The sequence below is a fragment of the Actinocrinis sp. genome (assembly GCF_035946395.1).
Taxonomy (GTDB): domain Bacteria; phylum Actinomycetota; class Actinomycetes; order Streptomycetales; family Catenulisporaceae; genus Actinocrinis.
The window spans coordinates 1-16,348 of the sequence record NZ_DASYZI010000463.1 but is presented as its reverse complement, the minus strand read 5'-3'; the positions used below and the strand labels follow the sequence as shown (position 1 = coordinate 16,348).

The 16,348-nt window shown below is 70.8% G+C and carries 15 protein-coding genes and 2 pseudogenes; 16 read left to right on the top strand and 1 reads right to left on the bottom strand.

From position 1 onward, the window contains the following. A partial coding sequence (locus tag VGS97_RS29340) for a PucR family transcriptional regulator ligand-binding domain-containing protein (protein ID WP_326856943.1) occupies window positions 1-1,275 on the bottom strand: 1,275 nt, incomplete at its 3' end. Window positions 1,276-1,514: 239 nt separating this feature from the next. Between VGS97_RS29340 and uraD the strand changes: the two genes are divergently transcribed. The 16 genes and pseudogenes from uraD to VGS97_RS29265 all read left to right on the top strand — a co-directional run. After that, on the top strand, window positions 1,515-2,081 hold the full coding sequence (gene uraD / locus VGS97_RS29335) for a 2-oxo-4-hydroxy-4-carboxy-5-ureidoimidazoline decarboxylase (protein ID WP_326856942.1): 567 nt from the start codon (window positions 1,515-1,517) through the stop codon (window positions 2,079-2,081). Continuing rightward, on the top strand, window positions 2,078-2,428 hold the full coding sequence (gene uraH / locus VGS97_RS29330) for a hydroxyisourate hydrolase (RefSeq protein WP_326856941.1): 351 nt from the start codon (window positions 2,078-2,080) through the stop codon (window positions 2,426-2,428). Before uraD ends, uraH begins: the two co-directional genes overlap by 4 nt. Before the next feature lie 13 nt (window positions 2,429-2,441). Then, complete coding sequence (gene pucL / locus VGS97_RS29325; RefSeq protein WP_326856940.1) at window positions 2,442-3,332, top strand: factor-independent urate hydroxylase; 891 nt, start codon at window positions 2,442-2,444, stop codon at window positions 3,330-3,332. Window positions 3,333-3,407: 75 nt separating this feature from the next. Beyond that, window positions 3,408-4,286 (top strand): FAD binding domain-containing protein, encoded by an 879-nt coding sequence (locus tag VGS97_RS29320; RefSeq protein ID WP_326856939.1) that lies wholly within the window; start codon window positions 3,408-3,410, stop codon window positions 4,284-4,286. Next, entirely contained in the window at window positions 4,283-4,861 is a 579-nt protein-coding gene (locus VGS97_RS29315; protein ID WP_326856938.1) for a (2Fe-2S)-binding protein, read from the top strand. Before VGS97_RS29320 ends, VGS97_RS29315 begins: the two co-directional genes overlap by 4 nt. A gap of 38 nt (window positions 4,862-4,899) precedes the next feature. Further along, the gene (locus tag VGS97_RS29310; protein WP_349262315.1) at window positions 4,900-6,318 is read left to right on the top strand and encodes an 8-oxoguanine deaminase; all 1,419 of its coding nucleotides are present in this window, start codon (window positions 4,900-4,902) and stop codon (window positions 6,316-6,318) included. After that, window positions 6,315-8,639 carry a xanthine dehydrogenase subunit D gene (gene pucD / locus VGS97_RS29305; protein WP_326856936.1) on the top strand — a complete coding sequence of 775 codons (2,325 nt, stop codon included), beginning with the start codon at window positions 6,315-6,317 and terminating at the stop codon, window positions 8,637-8,639. The genes VGS97_RS29310 and pucD overlap by 4 nt, the downstream gene beginning before the upstream one ends. Next, on the top strand, window positions 8,632-9,618 hold the full coding sequence (locus VGS97_RS29300) for an XdhC/CoxI family protein (RefSeq protein ID WP_326856935.1): 987 nt from the start codon (window positions 8,632-8,634) through the stop codon (window positions 9,616-9,618). The genes pucD and VGS97_RS29300 overlap by 8 nt, the downstream gene beginning before the upstream one ends. After that, a pseudogene (locus tag VGS97_RS29745) lies at window positions 9,618-9,767 on the top strand (allophanate hydrolase-related protein); the annotation flags it as partial. The gene VGS97_RS29300 and the pseudogene VGS97_RS29745, both read left to right, overlap by 1 nt. A gap of 207 nt (window positions 9,768-9,974) precedes the next feature. Next, window positions 9,975-10,238 carry an allophanate hydrolase-related protein gene (locus VGS97_RS29295; protein WP_326856934.1) on the top strand — a complete coding sequence of 88 codons (264 nt, stop codon included), beginning with the start codon at window positions 9,975-9,977 and terminating at the stop codon, window positions 10,236-10,238. A 2-nt stretch (window positions 10,239-10,240) separates the two neighbouring features. Continuing rightward, window positions 10,241-11,734 (top strand): allantoinase AllB, encoded by a 1,494-nt coding sequence (gene allB, locus VGS97_RS29290; RefSeq protein WP_326856933.1) that lies wholly within the window; start codon window positions 10,241-10,243, stop codon window positions 11,732-11,734. Next, window positions 11,731-12,834 carry an allantoicase gene (gene alc / locus VGS97_RS29285; RefSeq protein WP_326856932.1) on the top strand — a complete coding sequence of 368 codons (1,104 nt, stop codon included), beginning with the start codon at window positions 11,731-11,733 and terminating at the stop codon, window positions 12,832-12,834. The genes allB and alc overlap by 4 nt, the downstream gene beginning before the upstream one ends. Before the next feature lie 139 nt (window positions 12,835-12,973). After that, the gene (locus VGS97_RS29280) at window positions 12,974-14,404 is read left to right on the top strand and encodes a hypothetical protein (protein WP_326856931.1); all 1,431 of its coding nucleotides are present in this window, start codon (window positions 12,974-12,976) and stop codon (window positions 14,402-14,404) included. A 49-nt stretch (window positions 14,405-14,453) separates the two neighbouring features. Continuing rightward, complete coding sequence (locus VGS97_RS29275; RefSeq protein ID WP_326856930.1) at window positions 14,454-14,930, top strand: NUDIX domain-containing protein; 477 nt, start codon at window positions 14,454-14,456, stop codon at window positions 14,928-14,930. A gap of 111 nt (window positions 14,931-15,041) precedes the next feature. After that, window positions 15,042-15,911, top strand: a complete 870-nt coding sequence (locus tag VGS97_RS29270; RefSeq protein WP_326856929.1) for an SDR family NAD(P)-dependent oxidoreductase — start codon at window positions 15,042-15,044, stop codon at window positions 15,909-15,911. Window positions 15,912-15,928: 17 nt separating this feature from the next. Further along, a pseudogene (locus VGS97_RS29265) lies at window positions 15,929-16,348 on the top strand (hypothetical protein); the annotation flags it as partial.

The window sequence follows — 16,348 nt, the reverse complement described above, 5'->3', positions numbered from 1 at the left end:
CCCGGCCAGGTCGGCCGCCTGGCCGAACCGGTCACTGAGCCCGACCGCGACCCGGTCTCGGCCCAGGCCCGGGGTCAGCGCCGCGAGCCGACCGCGCAACATGGCCGCTACACCGACCGACGCGCCGGTTTCTGACGGCGGCGTCGCGGCGTCCGCCTTCGCGTTGAACGCGTCCGCAGTGAGCACCACCGCGTGCGCGGCGTCGTGCCACGGATCCGTGTCCTTTGTTCCTGCGGCAGCGCCGGCGGATCCGGACTCGAATACCGCGATCGGCAACGGGGACTCGGCCGACGCCGGTTCCAGCAGTACGCGCGCCAGCCGCCCGACTCGCACGTTGCCCGCCGTCGCCACTGCGATCGCACGCAGCCCCGCCTCCGGGGCGAGCCCCGCCACCGTCAGCCGCGCACCGATCTCCGCCGTCGGCCCCGCCTCCGCGGCGAGCGTCACGAGCTCACGTCCCACCCGACGCAGCGACCGCTGTCCCTCCGTCAGCCGCGCACGCTCCGCGCCGACCAGCCGCGCCGCGCCGCGCGCGGCCTCCCGCCGCTGGCGCGCCCAAACGCGGAAGTCGCCCTCGAACACCGCGTACCAGTCCGTGATCGCGGAACCCGGCCGTCCGGTCACCGTGTACACCGCGTAGCAGCGGCCCCGGTGCTCGACCAGCCGCTCGGGCTGCCCCGCCGTGCGCAGCGCTTCCCGGGCGATCGCCGCCCGAGCCGCCGCGCTCGGCTGCTCGCCGTACGCCGCGACCAGCTCGCCGGTCGCCGCCACCAGACAGCAGGCCATCCCGGTCTCCTGGCCGATCAGCCGCACGATCCCGTCTTGCTGCGCCCCGGCGGCCACCAGCCGGCGGTGCCGGGCCAGCAGTTCGCCCGCGTCCCCGGCGCGCTCCGCCGAGATCCGCCGGTTGATCCACTCGGCCAGGTCGGCGAAGGCCAGATTCGCCGGCACGTGCAGCAGCGGCAGGCTGTGCCGCGCGCACGAGTCGAGCAGTTCGCCCGGCAGCGCGGCGTCGGTGGTGTCGCCGGCGGCCAGGCCCGCGCAGCCGGCCCTGGCCACCGCGCCGACGAACACCTCGCAGTGCTCGGCGGCCGATTTGCGCTGGTCGCCGAGCCAGACCAGCCCAGACACCACCAGCTCGCCGCCGCGCAGGTACTTGCCCGGATCCGGCAGGTCGGTCACCGTCACCGAGCCGAGCTCCCGATCCAGGCCGGGCGTGCCGGTCACCGCGGTCAAACCGAGCGGTGCCGCCTCGACCAGATCGCGTAGGCGCATCCGAGCCGTCCCTTACCTGCGCGGGCTGTCTGTCAGGAAGATTTCGTCACATGAGCATGTCGTGGCTATTTCAAGAACAGTAGTCCCCCCGCGTTCTCGTAGGAACCTCCAAGGCCGGCGCGGCCCGGATGGCGCGGGCTTCGTGCCATCGGCCCATGGAAGCCGAGATCAGCCGGGGATTGACTGGTCGCAAGCGGTGACCGGCGCACGACGGGGACGAAACGAGAACGGAGCGGCCGATGGACGTGCTCACGACGGGAAACGTCGCGGTGGGCCGTTCGGGTCTCGCTCGCCTCAACGCCATGACGCCGGCCGAGGCCGCAGCCGAACTCGCCGCGTGCTGCGCGTCGCGCCGCTGGGTCGCGGCCGTCGTGCAGGCCCGGCCCTTCGCGAGCGTCGACGGCCTGCACCGCGCCGCCGCCGCGCAACTCGCCGCCCTCGACTGGCCCGACATCCGTGAAGCCCTCGCCGCGCACCCGCGGATCGGCGAGCGCACTTCCGGCGCCGGACGCGGACGTGAGGCGGCCTGGTCGCACGCCGAGCAGTCCGGAGCACGGAACGCCGACGCGCTCATCGCAGCCGAACTGGCCGTCGCGAACGCGGCGTACGAGGCCAAGTTCGGCTACGTGTTCCTGATCCGCGCGGCCGGACGCACCGCGACGCAGATGCTCGCCGCCGCGCTCGACCGCCTCGACCATGACGAATCGACCGAACAGGCGGTGGTGCGCGACGAACTGTCGCAGATCGTGCGGCTGCGTCTGGACAAGCTGATTCTCGGCCTCGCGGAGGGGACCCGGTCGCCATGAGCCTGTCGACGCACGTTCTCGACTCTGCCCTGGGGCGGCCGGCCGCCGGGATGCCCGTGCGGCTCGACGCGGCCATGGCCGACGGCTGGACGCCCCTGGTCGCCACGCACACGGACCAGGACGGCCGTGCCCGCGAGGCGTTCGCCGCCGTGCTCCGCGACGGCGTGTCGGCCGGCGGCACGTACCGGCTCGTCTTCGACACCGCCGACTACTTCGCCGGCCGCGGCGTGAAGGAGTACTTCTACCCCGAAGTCGTGGTCTGCTTCGCCATCACCGAATCCGGCACGCACTATCACGTGCCGCTGCTGCTCAGCCCGTTCGGCTACTCGACCTATCGGGGCAGCTGACGTGACGGCTGACATGACAGAGCCAACGGAAGTCGTTCTCGGCCCGACCAGGTACGGGAAGGCCGAGGTACGGCTCGTGCACGTGGCCCGCAGCGGCGCCGAGCACACCATCAGGGACCTCAATGTCTCGGTCGCGCTCTGCGGCGATCAGGCCGACACCCATCTGTCCGGCGACAACACCAAGGTCCTGACGACCGACGCGCAGAAGAACGCCGTTTACGCACTGGCCAAGCGGCACGGAGTCGATGCGATCGAGGACTTCGCGCAGCTGCTCGCACGGCACTTCCTGACCACGTGCCCTTACATTTCGCACGCGCGCGTCGCCGTCGACGAATACGCGTGGGACCGCATTCCTGGAGCGCAGAGCCGCCACTCGTTCGTGCGTTCCGGCCGTGAGGTCAGGACAGCGCTCGTACACGCCGACGCGGCGGGCGACTCGTCGGTCGTCAGCGGGCTGAAAGACCTCGTCGTGCTCAACAGCACCGGCTCAGAGTTCCACGGCTTCTTCCACGACGAATTCACCACTCTCGCCGAAACCGGCGATCGCATCCTGGCGACGGCGGTCGACGCGCGCTGGCGGCACCTCGCCGGCGCTGGGGAGCGGGACTGGGACAAGTCCTACGCGCAGGCTCGCGCGTCGCTGCTCACCGCTTTCGCCGACACCCACAGCCTTTCGCTCCAGCAGACGCTCTACGCGATGGCGCGGCGGCTCGTCGGCCGGGACGAGCAGATCGCAGAGGTCAGACTCGCGCTGCCCAACCGGCATCACTTCGCCGTGGACCTCGCGCCGTTCGGCCTGACCAACGAGAACGAGGTCTTCTACGCCGCCGACCGCCCCTACGGCCTGATCGAGGGCACCGTGGCCCGCGCCGGCGCGCCACCCGATCCCGCCGCTTGGGATTGACACCGCTTGAAAACACCGCTGGGACTGAGCGAAGTGCGAGAACCGCCGGCACGGAAACGAGGAGCACCGCATCCGATGGACTTCTTCGCCCCCGCGAGCTGGGCCGAGGCGCTGGAGACGAAGGCCGCCCGGCCCGACGCCGTGCCGATCAGCGGCGGAACCGACGTCATGGTCGAACTGAACTTCGACCTGCGCCATCCCAGCGCCCTGATGGACCTGGGACGCATCAGCGAACTGCGCGAGTGGGACGTGGTCGGCGGCACGGTGCACCTCGGCGCCGCGGTGCCCTACGCGCGGATCATCTCTGACCTGGCCGATCGGCTGCCCGCGCTGGCGATGGCGGCACGCACGGTCGGTTCCCCGCAGATCCGCAACCGGGCCACGGTCGGCGGCAATCTGGGCACCGCGTCCCCGGCCGGCGACGCCCATCCCGCGCTGCTCGCGACCGGGGCCGTGGTCGAGGCCGAGTCGTTCCGCGGTGTGCGGCACATCCCGATCGGCGGCTTCTTCACCGGGCCCAAGCGCTCCGTGCTGGCTCCGGACGAGCTGATCCGCGCGGTCCTGATCCCCACCGCGGCCGGACCGCAGCAGTTCTCGAAGGTCGGCTCGCGCGGCGCGATGGTCATCGCGGTCTGCTCGTTCGCCCTGGCGCTGGACCTGGACCGGCACACCGTCGGCACCGGCATCGGCTCGGCCGGCCCGACCCCGCTGGCCGCGCGGGCCGCCGAGCGCTTCCTGGCCGGCGCGCTCGACTGGACGAACCTGACCGTGCCGGTCCCCGCCGCCCGGCGTTTCGGCGAACTCGTCGCCGACGCCGCGAGCCCGATCGACGACGTACGCGGCACCGCCGAGTACCGCCGCCACGCGCTCGCGGTGCTGGCCACTCGCGCGCTGCGCTGGATCAGCAGCACCGGCCCCGCCGCGAGCCGGAACAGGAAGCCGGTCCCGGTATGAGCCGACGGCAGACTCTCGCGCTCACTCTCACGGTCAACGGCCGCGTGCGCACCGCGCCGGCCGTGCCGACCACGGCCAGCCTGCTGACCGCGCTGCGCGAGCACTTCGCCCTGCCTGGCTCGAAGAACGCCTGCGAGCAGGGCGAGTGCGGGTCCTGCACGGTCTACCTCGACGGCGAGCCGGTGTGCTCCTGCCTGGTGGCCGCCGGGCAGGCGGAGGGCCGCGAGGTGCGCACCGTCGAGGGTCTGGCGGACGAAGGAGCGCCCGACGCGGTCCAGCGCGCGTTCGTCGAGTGCGGCGCGGTGCAGTGCGGCTTCTGCACGCCGGGCCTGGTCGTCGCCGTCCACGACCTCGTCCATCGAACCCTGATCAAGCAGGACCCCGGCGGCGTGCCGGCGGCGTCGCAGGAGGCGGTGATCCGCGAGGCGCTGGCCGGAAACCTGTGCCGCTGTACCGGATACGAGAAGATCATCGAGGCCGTGCGGCACGCCACCGCCGAGCTTCGCGCCGAGCAGGACGAGCGGGCACAGAGCGAGCAGGCACAGCGCGAGCAGCGGGAGCGGGTGGCGTCGTGACCACGGATCCACGCGTCCAGGCCGTATCAGCACCCGGCATGTCGGGTGCCGGTGACGACGCCTCGTCGCCGACGTTGATCATCGAGGGCTGCGCCATCGCGACCGTCGACGCGGACGGCACCGAATACGCGTCCGGATACGTCGTCGTCAACTGCGGTGTGATCACCGCGATCGGCCCGGGAAGCGCGCCGCGGCCGGTGAGCGCCGGTCCCGCCGCGCCCGCGCCGCGCATCGTCGACGGCTCCGGCTGCCTGCTCACCCCCGGACTGGTCAACACGCATCACCACCTCTACCAGTGGATCTTCCGCGGGCTGGCCCAGGACGCGACCCTGTTCGGCTGGCTGACCGAGCTCTACCCCCGCTGGGCACGCATCGACGAAGAGGCCGTATACACCGCCGCGCAGGCGGGGCTCGGCTGGCTCGCCCTCACCGGCTGCACCACCAGTTCCGACCATCACTACCTGTTCCCGCGCGGCAGCGGCGACCTGCTCGGCGCGACCATCGAGGCCGCGCGGCGGATCGGCCTGCGCTTCGACCCGACCCGCGGCAGCATGGACCGCGGCGCGTCCGCGGGCGGCCTGCCTCCGGACGGCGTCGTGGAGGACATCGACGCCGCGCTGGCCGCGAGCCAGGAGGCGATCGGCCGCCACCACGACCCGCGGCCCGGCTCGCTCACCCGGATCGGCCTCGCGCCGTGCTCGCCGTTCTCCGTCAGCAGTGAACTGATGGTCCGCACCGCCGAACTCGCCCGCGCCGGCGGCGTGCGGCTGCACACGCACCTGGCCGAGACCGCCGACGAAGAAGAGTTCTGTCTGGCCGAGCACGGCTGCACGCCCGCCGAGTACGCCGAATCGCTCGGCTGGCTCGGCCCCGACGTGTGGCTCGCGCACTGCGTGCACCTGAACGACAACGCGGTCAAGCGCCTCGCCGCCACCGGTACCGGCACCGCGCACTGCCCGAGTTCCAACGCCCGCCTCGGTTCCGGCCTCGCCCCCGTCAAGAGCCTGATCGACTCGGGAGCGCCGGTGGGCCTCGGCGTGGACGGCGCGGCGTCGCAGGAGGCTGGCATGCTCGTCGAGGAACTGCGCTCCGCGCTCTACCTCTCCCGGCTGCGCGCCGGAACCGCCGAGCCAGACCAGGCCCTCGACGCGCGCGGGGCGCTGCGCATCGGCACGATCGGCGGCGCGCGGCTGCTCGGCCGCGCCGACGAGATCGGCTCCCTGGAACCCGGCAAATACGCCGACCTCGCGCTCTGGCGGCTCGACGGCCTCGGCCACGCCGACATCGCCGATCCCGTCGCAGCGCTCGTACTCGGCCCGCCGGCTCCGCTGAAGCTGCTCGCCGTGCACGGGCGCACCGTCGTCGAGGACGGGGAACTGCGCACCGCCGACGCGGCGCGGCTGGCCCGCGAAGCCCGCGCGGCGAGCCGGCGCATGATGGACGGGAGCCGGCCGTGAACGGTGACGGCAGGCCCGGCGGCGTCGGTGACAGCCCGTTGCGACCCGACGGCATTGCCAAGGTGCTCGGCGTCTTCGCGTACGCCTCCGACCTCACCGCCGACGCGATGCTGTACGGCGCGACCCTGCGCAGCCCGCATCCCAGGGCCCTGATCACTCGGATCGACACCGCGCCCGCGCTCGCGCTGCCCGGCGTGCGCGCCGTGCTGACCCACGAAGACGTACCAGGCCGCAAGCACTACGGCCTGATCAAGCAGGACTGTCCGGTCCTGGCCGTCGGCGAGGTGCGCTATCAGGGCGAACCGGTCGCGATCGTGGCCGCCGACGACGCGCAGGCCGCGCGGCTCGCGGTCAAGGCGATCATCGTCGAGTACGAAGTCCTCGATCCGGTCACCGACGTGCGGCGCGCGCTGTTCGATCCGGCCGGTCCCCGGGTGCACCCTGCTGGAAACCTCGTGCGCCACCAGCCGGTGCGCCGCGGTGATCCGCACGACCCGGCCGTGCGTGTACACGCCGACGTCGAGATCACCCGCGAATACCAGGTCGGGATGCAGGACCAGGCCTTCCTCGGCCCCGAGGCAGGGCTCGCATACCCCGCCCCGGACGGCGGCGTCGATCTGCACATCGCCACGCAGTGGCTGCACGCGGACCTCGAACAGATCGCGCCCTGCCTGGGCCTTCCCGAGGAGAAGGTCCGGCTGACCCTGGCCGGGGTCGGCGGCGCGTTCGGCGGCCGTGAGGACCTCTCGATGCAGATCCACGCGGCGATGCTCGCGCTGCGCACCGGCCGACCCGTGCGGATGGTGTACAACCGGCAGGAATCCTTCTTCGGGCACGTACACCGCCATCCGGCTGTCATGCGTTACACGCACGGCGCGCGGCGCGACGGGACGCTGGTGTACGTCATCGCCGAGATCCTGCTCGACGGGGGCGCGTACGCGTCCACGACCGAGGCCGTGGTGGGCAACGCGGCGTCGCTCGGCATCGGGCCGTACGAGGTCGAACATCTCGCCGTCGACGCGTACGGCGCCTACACGAACAACCCGCCTTGCGGAGCGATGCGCGGCTTCGGCGCGGTACAGGCCTGCTTCGCATACGAATCGCAGATGGACGCGCTCGCCGAAGCGCTCGGCATGCACCCGCTGGAGGTGCGCGCCCGCAACGCGGTGAAACAGGGCTCGACGATCGCTACCGGGCAGGTGATCGACAGCCCGGCTCCGCTGGCCGAGATGTTCGAGGAACTGCGCGCGATGCCGGCGCCGCCCGAACGCGCCGCGGCCGATCTGCTGCCCGGCGGCTACGGCAACACCAGCCACGGCGAAGGCATCCGCCGCGGCGTCGGCTACGGGGTCGGCGTCAAGAACATCTGCTACTCGGAGGGTTTCGACGATTTCTCCACCGCGCGTGTGAGGCTGACGCTGGAGCACGGCGAACCGACCGCGCTCGTCCACACCGCGGCCGCCGAGGTCGGGCAGGGCCTGGTCACCCTTCAGGGTCAGATCGCGCGCACCGAACTCGGCGTCGAACGCGTGACGGTCGAGCGGGCCGATACCCGGGTCGGCTCATCAGGATCCTCATCAGCGTCGCGTCAGTCGTACATGACGGGCGGAGCGGTCAAGGCGGCGTGCGAGGCGGTGCGCGAACGCGTCTTCGAACTGGCGCGCGAGCGCGGTGTTCCGGTGCCCGACGGGGCGCGGCTGACCGATGGCAAGATCGTGTCAGCGTTCGGCGAACCTTTCGCCGCTCTGGCCCAGATCCTCGGCGAGCGCGCGATCGAGGAGACCCGTGAGTACCGGCACCGGCCCACCGGCGTGCTCGACCAGCTCACCGGCCAGGGCAGTTCGCACGTGCAGTTCGCGTTCGCGGTCCATCGCGCGGTGGTCGACGTGGACGTCGAACTCGGGCTGGTGCGCGTCGTGCAGCTCGACGTCGTGCAGGAGGTCGGCAAGATTCTCAACAGGCTGTCGCTCGAAGGCCAGATCCAGGGCGGCACCGCTCAGGGTCTCGGACTGGCGGTGCTGGAGGAGATCGTCATGGCCGACGGGAAGGTACGCAATCCGTCGTTCACCGACTACCTGATTCCCACGATCGTGGACATGCCGCCGATGGGTATGCGGATCCTGGAACACCCGGACCCCAACGCACCCTACGGCCTGCGTGGCGCAGGCGAGCCTCCGACGCTATCTTCGACGCCTGCCATCGTCGCGGCCGTGCGCGACGCCACCGGAATGGAATTGACCCGCGTGCCGATCCGCCCCGAGCACATCGCCTTGTTCCAGTCGCCAGACCCGGCGCCAGGGGAGGCGAGCGCGCATGCATGACCTGGCCGAAACCCTGCGCTGCTGGCAGGCGCGCGGCGAACCGTACGCCCTGGCCACGATCGTGGCGGCCACCGGCAGCTCGCCGCGCGGCGCCGGGCCGGCGCTCGCCGTCGACACGGGGGGCGCCGCAGCGGGCAGCGTGTCCGGGGGCTGCATCGACGCCGAGGTATACGAACTCTGTCAAGAGGTCCTGCGTACCGGGGAGTCGTTGCACCGCAGCTTCGACGCGGATCCCGCGGACTCCTTCGCGCCGTCCCTCTCCTGCGGCGGCACGATCGAGGTCGCGATCCGCCGGGTGGATCCGAGCGAGGAGGCCGCCGGCCTGCCCGAGGACGGCGGGCCCGACGAACGTCCCAGGATGCTGATCTTCGGGGCCGTCCAGTTCGCCGATGCCCTGGCGGCCATGGGCAGGCTCCTCGGCTACCGCGTCACGGTCTGCGACGCCCGGCCGGTTTTCGCCACCCCCGCACGGATCCCGGACGCCGACGAGGTGATCGTCGAGTGGCCGCACCGCTACCTCGCGTCGACCCGGGTGGACAGCAGCACGGCTGTCTGCGTCCTGACGCACGATCCGAAGTTCGACGTCCCGGTCCTGCTTGAGGCTCTGCGCTCGCCGGCCGGATACGTCGGCGCGCTCGGCTCGCGGCGCACGTGCGCCGACCGGGTGCAACGGCTGCGCGACGCAGGGCTCGGCGATGCCGAGCTGTCCCGGCTGCGCGCGCCCATCGGGCTCGACCTCGGCGGGACATCGCCGCAGCAGGTCGCGCTGTCGATCTGTGCGGAGATCGTCGCCTCGGCGCATGGCGGAACCGGCCGACCGCTGCGTGACACCGCGGGACCGATGCATCGCCGGTCCGCCACGCAGCAGGAGCCGCAGCGCGGATTCTCTGAGAGCTCTGAGAACACGGTGGCCGAGGGCATGTTGACCGAAAGCACGTCGACTGAGGGTACGCAGCGCCATCTCATGGCAGGCCCCTGATGCCACTGATGTTTCTCAACGGCGGCGCGATGCGTGGCGGTCCGTTGCACCACCTGCTGCGTGGCGCGGCGTTCGTGGCGACCGTGCGTACGGCGCCGAGGTATCGGTTCTACTCGGTGGGGGACAGGTTCCCCGCGCTCGCCGAGGTGGGCGATCGAGCCATCCAAGATCCAAAGATAACAGGCCCATCAACTGAAGGTGAGCCGCTGGAAGGTGTGCTGGTCGAAGGCCGGTCGGTCGAAAGTCGGTCGGTGGAGGGCCCGTCAGTGGGGGGCTCGTCAGTGGAGGGCCGGTCAGCGGGGAACCGGTCAGCAGTGAACCGGTCGGCGGAGGGTTGGTCGTTGGAAGGCCGGTCGATGGAAGGCGTGTCCGTGGTCGGGGAGTTGTACGACGTGCCGTGGGACGTGTTGCGTGAGTCGCTGCTCCCGGCCGAGCCGCCGGAGTTGGAACTCGGCGTCATCGAGCTCGAAGACGGTTCTGGGACGCTCTCGATGATCCGGCGCCGCGCGTACAGCGAGCCTTCGGGCTCGCCCTCGGTTCTGTATCGCGACATCTCGGAATACGCGGACTGGCGCAGCTACACGGCCTCGCTCGCTGCGACCGTCGTGCGTGGGGAGTGACCGTGTCCGCACGCGGCTTCGCACGCTACGACCTCGTACTTCGCTCACGGCGTGTCGTGCTGCCCGATGGCGAGCGTCCCGCGTCCGTGTGCGTGTCAGGCGGTTGCATCGCTGCGGTGCTGCCGTACGACGCACCGGCGAACTCGGCGCGCGAGCTCCATCTCGGCGATTCGGCCATCCTGCCAGGGCTCGTCGATACGCATGTGCATATCAACGAGCCCGGACGCACGCAGTGGGAGGGATTCGCCACCGCGACGCGCGCCGCCGCGCTCGGCGGTGTCACGACCCTGATCGACATGCCGCTCAACTGCGTCCCGCCGACCATCACGGCCGCCGCGCTGGCCGAGAAGCGCGCCGCGGCCAAGGGGAACATCTCGGTGGACGTCGGTTTCTGGGGCGGCGCCGTGCCGGGAAACGGCGCCGACCTCGCTGCGTTGCACGAAGCGGGCGCGTTCGGTTTCAAGTGCTTCCTCGCCGACTCGGGCGTGCCGGAGTTCCCGGCGCTCGACGTCTCGGGGCTCGAAGCGGCCGCACGCCGCACGGCCGAACTCGGGGCGATGTTGATCGTGCACGCCGAAGACCAGGACATCCTTGACCAGAGCGGCCGTAGGGCGGATGGGTTAGGCGCGGATGCAGGTGCCGCTGCGGATGCGGATGCGGATGCGACCGAGTACGGGTTCTTCCTCGCGTCGCGGCCGGACGTCGCCGAGTCCGCAGCCGTGGCGGACGTTCTCGCGGTCGCGCGGCGGACTGGCGCGCGTGTACACATCCTGCACCTGTCGTCGGCGGCGTCCCTTGCCTTGATCGAGGCCGCACGGGTCGAGGGGGTGCGGGTCACGGCGGAAACCTGCCCGCACTACCTGGTGTTCTCGGCGCAGGACGTTCCGGCGGGAGCGACCGAGTTCAAGTGCTGTCCGCCGATCCGCTCCTCGGCCAACCGCGAATTGCTGTGGGCGGCGCTCGAAACGAAACTGATCGACTTCGTGGTCTCCGACCACTCGCCGTGTACCGCCGACCTGAAGCTCCGCTCGACCGGCGACTTCGCTGCGGCCTGGGGCGGCATCGCGTCGGTGCAACTCGGCTTGCCCGCGGTATGGACCGAGGCGCGTGAGCGCGGCTGGACGCTCTCCCGCGTCGTGGACCTGATGGCCCGGCGTACAGCCGACTTCGTCGGCCTACCGCACAAGGGGCGTATCGCTGTGGGCTGCGATGCCGACTTGGTCGTGTTCGACGCGGACGCCACGTTCACCGTGGACGCATCCCGGCTGGCCCACCGCAACCCGGTCACGCCGTACCACGGCAGAACGCTGACAGGCGTGGTGCGTGCGACGTACCTGCGAGGCGAGCCGGTTGGGGAAACGCCGCGAGGCAAGCTGCTGCGACGCATCGGGGGCGGCGTTTTCGCGTCTTCGGTGCCGGCTGGCGAGGCGCGGTTCGATGCGGCGGTGCCCAGTGAGGGGAACGGGGTGCTGGAGCAGCGGGCTGTTCGGTCATGAGTGAGGCCCCGGACACCGAGCCTCCCGCGTTCACCAGATTGCCGGATCTGGCCTCGCGGGCCCTGGGTGGCTCGGTGGTCTGGGCCAACGACGAGTTCTTCGCGGACAAGGAAAACCTGATCAACCCGCACTCGCCGGGATTTGCTCCGGCGACGTTCACGCACAAGGGCCAGCAGTACGACGGCTGGGAGACCCGACGCCGGCGCCCCGGCGCCCCAGGTGTCGCAGGCACCGAATACGACAGCGCGATCATCCGCCTCGGCGCGCCCGGAATCGTCCGGGGCGTCACCGTCGACACGGCGCACTTCCTCGGGAACTATCCGCCGCACTGCTCGGTCGAGGCCGCTTGGTTCGACGGGTACCCGTCGCCCACGACGCTCGTCGGCGGCGAATGGACCACGGTCGTCGAGCCGTATCCACTGCATGGCGGACAGGTGCATCACATCCCGGTCGACGGCCGACGGCGGCGTTACAGCCACGTGCGTCTCAATATGCTGCCGGACGGCGGGATCGCGCGGCTGCGCGTACACGGCGAGCCGCTGCCCGATCCCGGCTACCTCGACGGCCTGGCGGTGAACCTGGCCGCGCTTCGCGACGGTGCGCGCATCACAGGGTGCAGCGGCATGTTCTTCGGCCGCGCCGACAACATGCTGATGCCCGGCCTCGCGCGCACGATGGGCGAAGGCTGGGAGAACGCCCGCCGGCGCGACGGCGGCAACGACTGGGCGCAGATCGCGCTGATCGGCGAGGGCGTCATCAGGGTCCTGGAAGTGGACACGACGCACTACAAGGGAAACGCGCCGGACGCGGTGAAGGTTTCAGCGGCGTGTGTGGAGATGGGAGACGAACCGGGCCCCGTCGACTGGTTCACGCTGCTGCCCGCGACGAAGCTTCAGCCGGATACCCAGCACCGGTTCCTGATACAGGAGCCGGATTCGGTCGTGGACACGGGCAGGGGTGTGGACACGGGTACGGCGACGGCAACGCACCTTCGCTTGGACGTCTATCCCGATGGCGGCATCGCGCGATTCCGTGCACTGGGAACGCTGACTCCGAGGGCATATGCGGCACTCTTGCTTAGGTGGCAACAGAGTGCGTGATATACAGGCCTAACATCGTTCGGCCGGGTCAACACGTTCCGTATTCCGATGGTTACGGTCGCGGTACGGCGCAGGTTTTATATCTGTTTCAGATTCATGTACTAACGTCCATCGGACCCGACGTGAAAGCCAGGTCCAGATGAGCAGCGTCGCACGCGCGGTGGCCCTGCCGAGGTCGCGCTTTTTTCAGGCCGCCGGCCCGCCTCGCACGTTCGCGGGCGAGCCGCTGCGCCGCTTTCTCCTCGTGGCATCCGCACTGCTGGGACTGGCGGTGACGCTGGTGCTGCTCGCCGTGATCCGCGGGCAGCAGCTCTCGCCGAATGACGAGCCGGCGCACGCCGACTACGCCTATCAGATATCGCATGGCGTCATTCCGTCGAAAGGTTCCCTGATCGGACCGGAAATCCGGTACGAGTGGTCCTGTCACGGCCTCGGCGATTCCGCGCAGCCCGGCTGCGACGTTCTCGGCGGCGAGTTCGGCGCCGGAGTGCAGGATTACACGTTCGGAGACCCGCCGGTCTATTATCTCACCACCGGGCTGATGGCGCGGTGGATGAGCGCGCTGGTGCCCGGCGACAATCAGTTCATCACGTTCGGCCGTAGCATCGGCGTGCTCTGGCTCTTCGCCGCCATGATCGTGCTGTACCTCGGGCTGCGCCGTTTCCGGGTCGGCTGGCAGACCGCGGCCACGGCGGCGGCCCTGCTGCCGCTGTGTCCCGGCGTGCTGGCCGCGACGAGCACGGTGACCAGCGACGCCCCGGCAGCGCTCTGCGGCGCGGTGGGGGTGTGGCTGCTGGCGCGGATCATCGTCGATCGCGACCTGGGGTGGGGCCTGCCGGTGATCGCGACCGTGCTGGCGACGGGAACCAAAATCCTCAACGGGATGCCGATGATCGCGGTCGGCTGCGTCGCGGGGGTGCTCGCGATCACGGCCTTCCGCCGCGGAGACAGGCCAGGCGCGCTGCGCGCCGCACGGCTGAGCCTGGCCGTGGGGCTCTCGTTCCTTGCCGTGTACATCGGCTGGGAGATCTTCCAGAACGGCCGCGGAGACCCGGGCTGGGTCAACCCGAACCTGCCCAACGGCCAGCCGCTGAACGGGTCCCCGGTCGGCGATCTGCTGAGCAACCTGTTCGGCGTCTTCCAACACCTGACCACGAGCTACTGGCTCGCGCCGCAGATCAACGGCGAAACGGTAAGTATCTGGGCCACCTTGCTCACCGTCGTGCTCGCCGCCGCGCCGCTGATGGCCATGGCGGTCAGCAGACGCCGGTCGTGGGGCTGGATGCTGGGCCTGGCGGCGTTCGTCGGTGTGACGGCGGTCTCGATCGCCGTGCAGCTTGAGATGTTCGTGGAGAACAACGAGTACTTCTCGCTGGTCTCGGCACGCTATGCGCTCAGCTTCCTGCCGTGGGTGATCGCGTGCCTGGCGGTCGTCGCGGCCCGGCGACGACTGGTGAAGGCCAGCGTCGTCTTCGTCGGGCTCGGCACCGTGGTGATCCTGCTCGCCGAGACCGGCGTGTTCACGCTCGGCCCGGCGCTCGTCGATCAGGTCACGTTCCTGGTTGGATAGCGGCATGAGCAGGGACATGAGCAGCGGCGCGGATCGGGTCCGCTGACCGGTGGCTGCGCGGCGAAGTGCGGGCATCCTGCTCTTCCGGCGGGCCGGCGGGGCGCTGCACGTGCTGCTCGTGCATCCGGGCGGGCCGCTCTGGGCGCGCAAGGACGAGGGCGTATGGTCGATCCCGAAGGGCGAGTACGAGGAGACGCAGGATCCTCGCGCGGCCGCGCTGCGCGAGTTCGAGGAGGAACTCGGCCGGCCTCTGCCGACCGAGCCGGACGCGGAGTTGATCGAACTCGGCGCGGTGCGGCAGCCCGGTGGCAAGATCGTCACCGCGTGGGCCGCTGAGGGCGATCTGGACGCCGACGCGATCGTCAGCAACACGTTTGAGCTCGAATGGCCCCCGCGCAGCGGCACGTCGCAGTCGTTCCCCGAGGTCGATAGCGCGGCCTGGTTCACCGTCGACGAGGCGCGTGCGAAGATCCTGCGCGGCCAGCTTCCGCTCATCGACGCTCTGCTGGAAGCGATCGGCGGCTGACCCGGGCCGGATGCGCCGCGAGCGGAGCAGTGCGGCGTGCTGAGTAAGATCAACCTTTGATCTGATGACACGTGGACCACTCGTCTTCCACCTGGCTGAGAGGTGACGATGATGACCGACACGACGCAGGCCAAGCCGATCGCTGCGGGCTCTGAAGCCGAGGCCACGGATACCGCCGCCCAGCGCTCGCCGGTGCGCGCGCAGGCGAGCGCAGCCCGTCGGTTGATCGGCACGACCGCCGTGGTCACCGGGGCGTCGAGCGGAATCGGCGCGGCCACTGCACGCACGCTGGCTGCGCGCGGCGCGAGCGTGGTCGCCATCGCGCGCCGTGCCGACCGGCTCGACCAGTTGGCCGACGAGATCACCGCAGACGGCGGCGCCATGCTCGCCCTGCCCGCCGACGTCACCGACGCGGACCAGCTGCGTGAGGCCATCGACGCCGCCGCTGGGGCTTTCGGCCACGGCCGCATCGACATCCTGGTCAACAACGCCGGAGTCATGCTGCTCGGTCCCGCCGCCACCGCGTCTCTGGACGACTGGCGGCGCATGGTGGACCTGAACCTCACGGCGCTGCTCGCCGCCACGCATGCCGCGCTGCCGCACCTGCTGCGTGCCGCCGAGTCGGGGCCGCGCGAGGTCGCGGACCTGGTGAACATCAGCTCGATCGCCGGACGGGTGGCCCGCAACGGGAGTAACGTCTACAACGCCACCAAATTCGGCGTCGGCGCGTTCAGCGAGTCGCTGCGCCAGGAGTTCGTGACCCGGCATCTGCGCGTCTCGCTGGTCGAACCGGGTGCGGTGGACACCGAGTTGCGCGACCACCTGCGGCCGGAGATCCGTGAGGCGCAGACGAGGCGTTTTGCCGGAGTCACGGTCCTTGAGGCACAGGACATCGCCGACGCGGTCGAGTACATCGTCACCCGGCCGAGGCACGTCGCGATCAATGAGTTGACGGTCCGGCCCACCGCACAAGAAGCCTGACGAGGAGTAGCCGCGCAGTGTCCGTGCCGCCGGAGCAATACGGTCAGCCGCAGCAGCCCCAGCAACCGCCGCAGTCTCCGCAGGCGCAGCCGCCGCAACAGCGGTATCAGCAGCAGTACCCGCCGGCTAACCAGCCGCCACCTGGTCAGCCACCGTCCAACCAGCAGCACGCGCAGCAGAACCCGCAGAACCCGTACAGCCAGCAGCCGTACGGCCAGCAATATCCGCCGCCGTACGGCTACCCGCAGTTCGCGGCGCCGCCGCCCCGGCAGCCGCACAGTTCGCCACCCTCACCTGCCGTGCTGCTGCCGTTCGGCCGGTGGCTGCGCGACCGCTCGCTGCGCAACTGGATCACGGTGCTGTTCGTCGCGCTGGTCGTCGTGCCCTCGTTCGCGCTGGTGGCCTTCCCCGACCTGAGCCAGACCGACGAATCCTCC

What these genes read in the sequence shown, in the direction of transcription:
- alc (WP_326856932.1), top strand. Translation starts at nt 11,731, where the DNA reads ATGAGTGAGGCCCCGGACACCGAGCCTCCCGCGTTCACCAGATTGCCG.
- VGS97_RS29315 (WP_326856938.1), top strand. Translation starts at nt 4,283, where the DNA reads ATGAGCCGACGGCAGACTCTCGCGCTCACTCTCACGGTCAACGGCCGC.
- VGS97_RS29280 (WP_326856931.1), top strand. Translation starts at nt 12,974, where the DNA reads ATGAGCAGCGTCGCACGCGCGGTGGCCCTGCCGAGGTCGCGCTTTTTT.
- VGS97_RS29300 (WP_326856935.1), top strand. Translation starts at nt 8,632, where the DNA reads ATGCATGACCTGGCCGAAACCCTGCGCTGCTGGCAGGCGCGCGGCGAA.
- pucL (WP_326856940.1), top strand. Translation starts at nt 2,442, where the DNA reads ATGACAGAGCCAACGGAAGTCGTTCTCGGCCCGACCAGGTACGGGAAG.
- uraD (WP_326856942.1), top strand. Translation starts at nt 1,515, where the DNA reads ATGGACGTGCTCACGACGGGAAACGTCGCGGTGGGCCGTTCGGGTCTC.
- VGS97_RS29320 (WP_326856939.1), top strand. Translation starts at nt 3,408, where the DNA reads ATGGACTTCTTCGCCCCCGCGAGCTGGGCCGAGGCGCTGGAGACGAAG.
- VGS97_RS29295 (WP_326856934.1), top strand. Translation starts at nt 9,975, where the DNA reads ATGGAAGGCGTGTCCGTGGTCGGGGAGTTGTACGACGTGCCGTGGGAC.
- VGS97_RS29310 (WP_349262315.1), top strand. Translation starts at nt 4,900, where the DNA reads ATGTCGGGTGCCGGTGACGACGCCTCGTCGCCGACGTTGATCATCGAG.
- VGS97_RS29270 (WP_326856929.1), top strand. Translation starts at nt 15,042, where the DNA reads ATGACCGACACGACGCAGGCCAAGCCGATCGCTGCGGGCTCTGAAGCC.
- uraH (WP_326856941.1), top strand. Translation starts at nt 2,078, where the DNA reads ATGAGCCTGTCGACGCACGTTCTCGACTCTGCCCTGGGGCGGCCGGCC.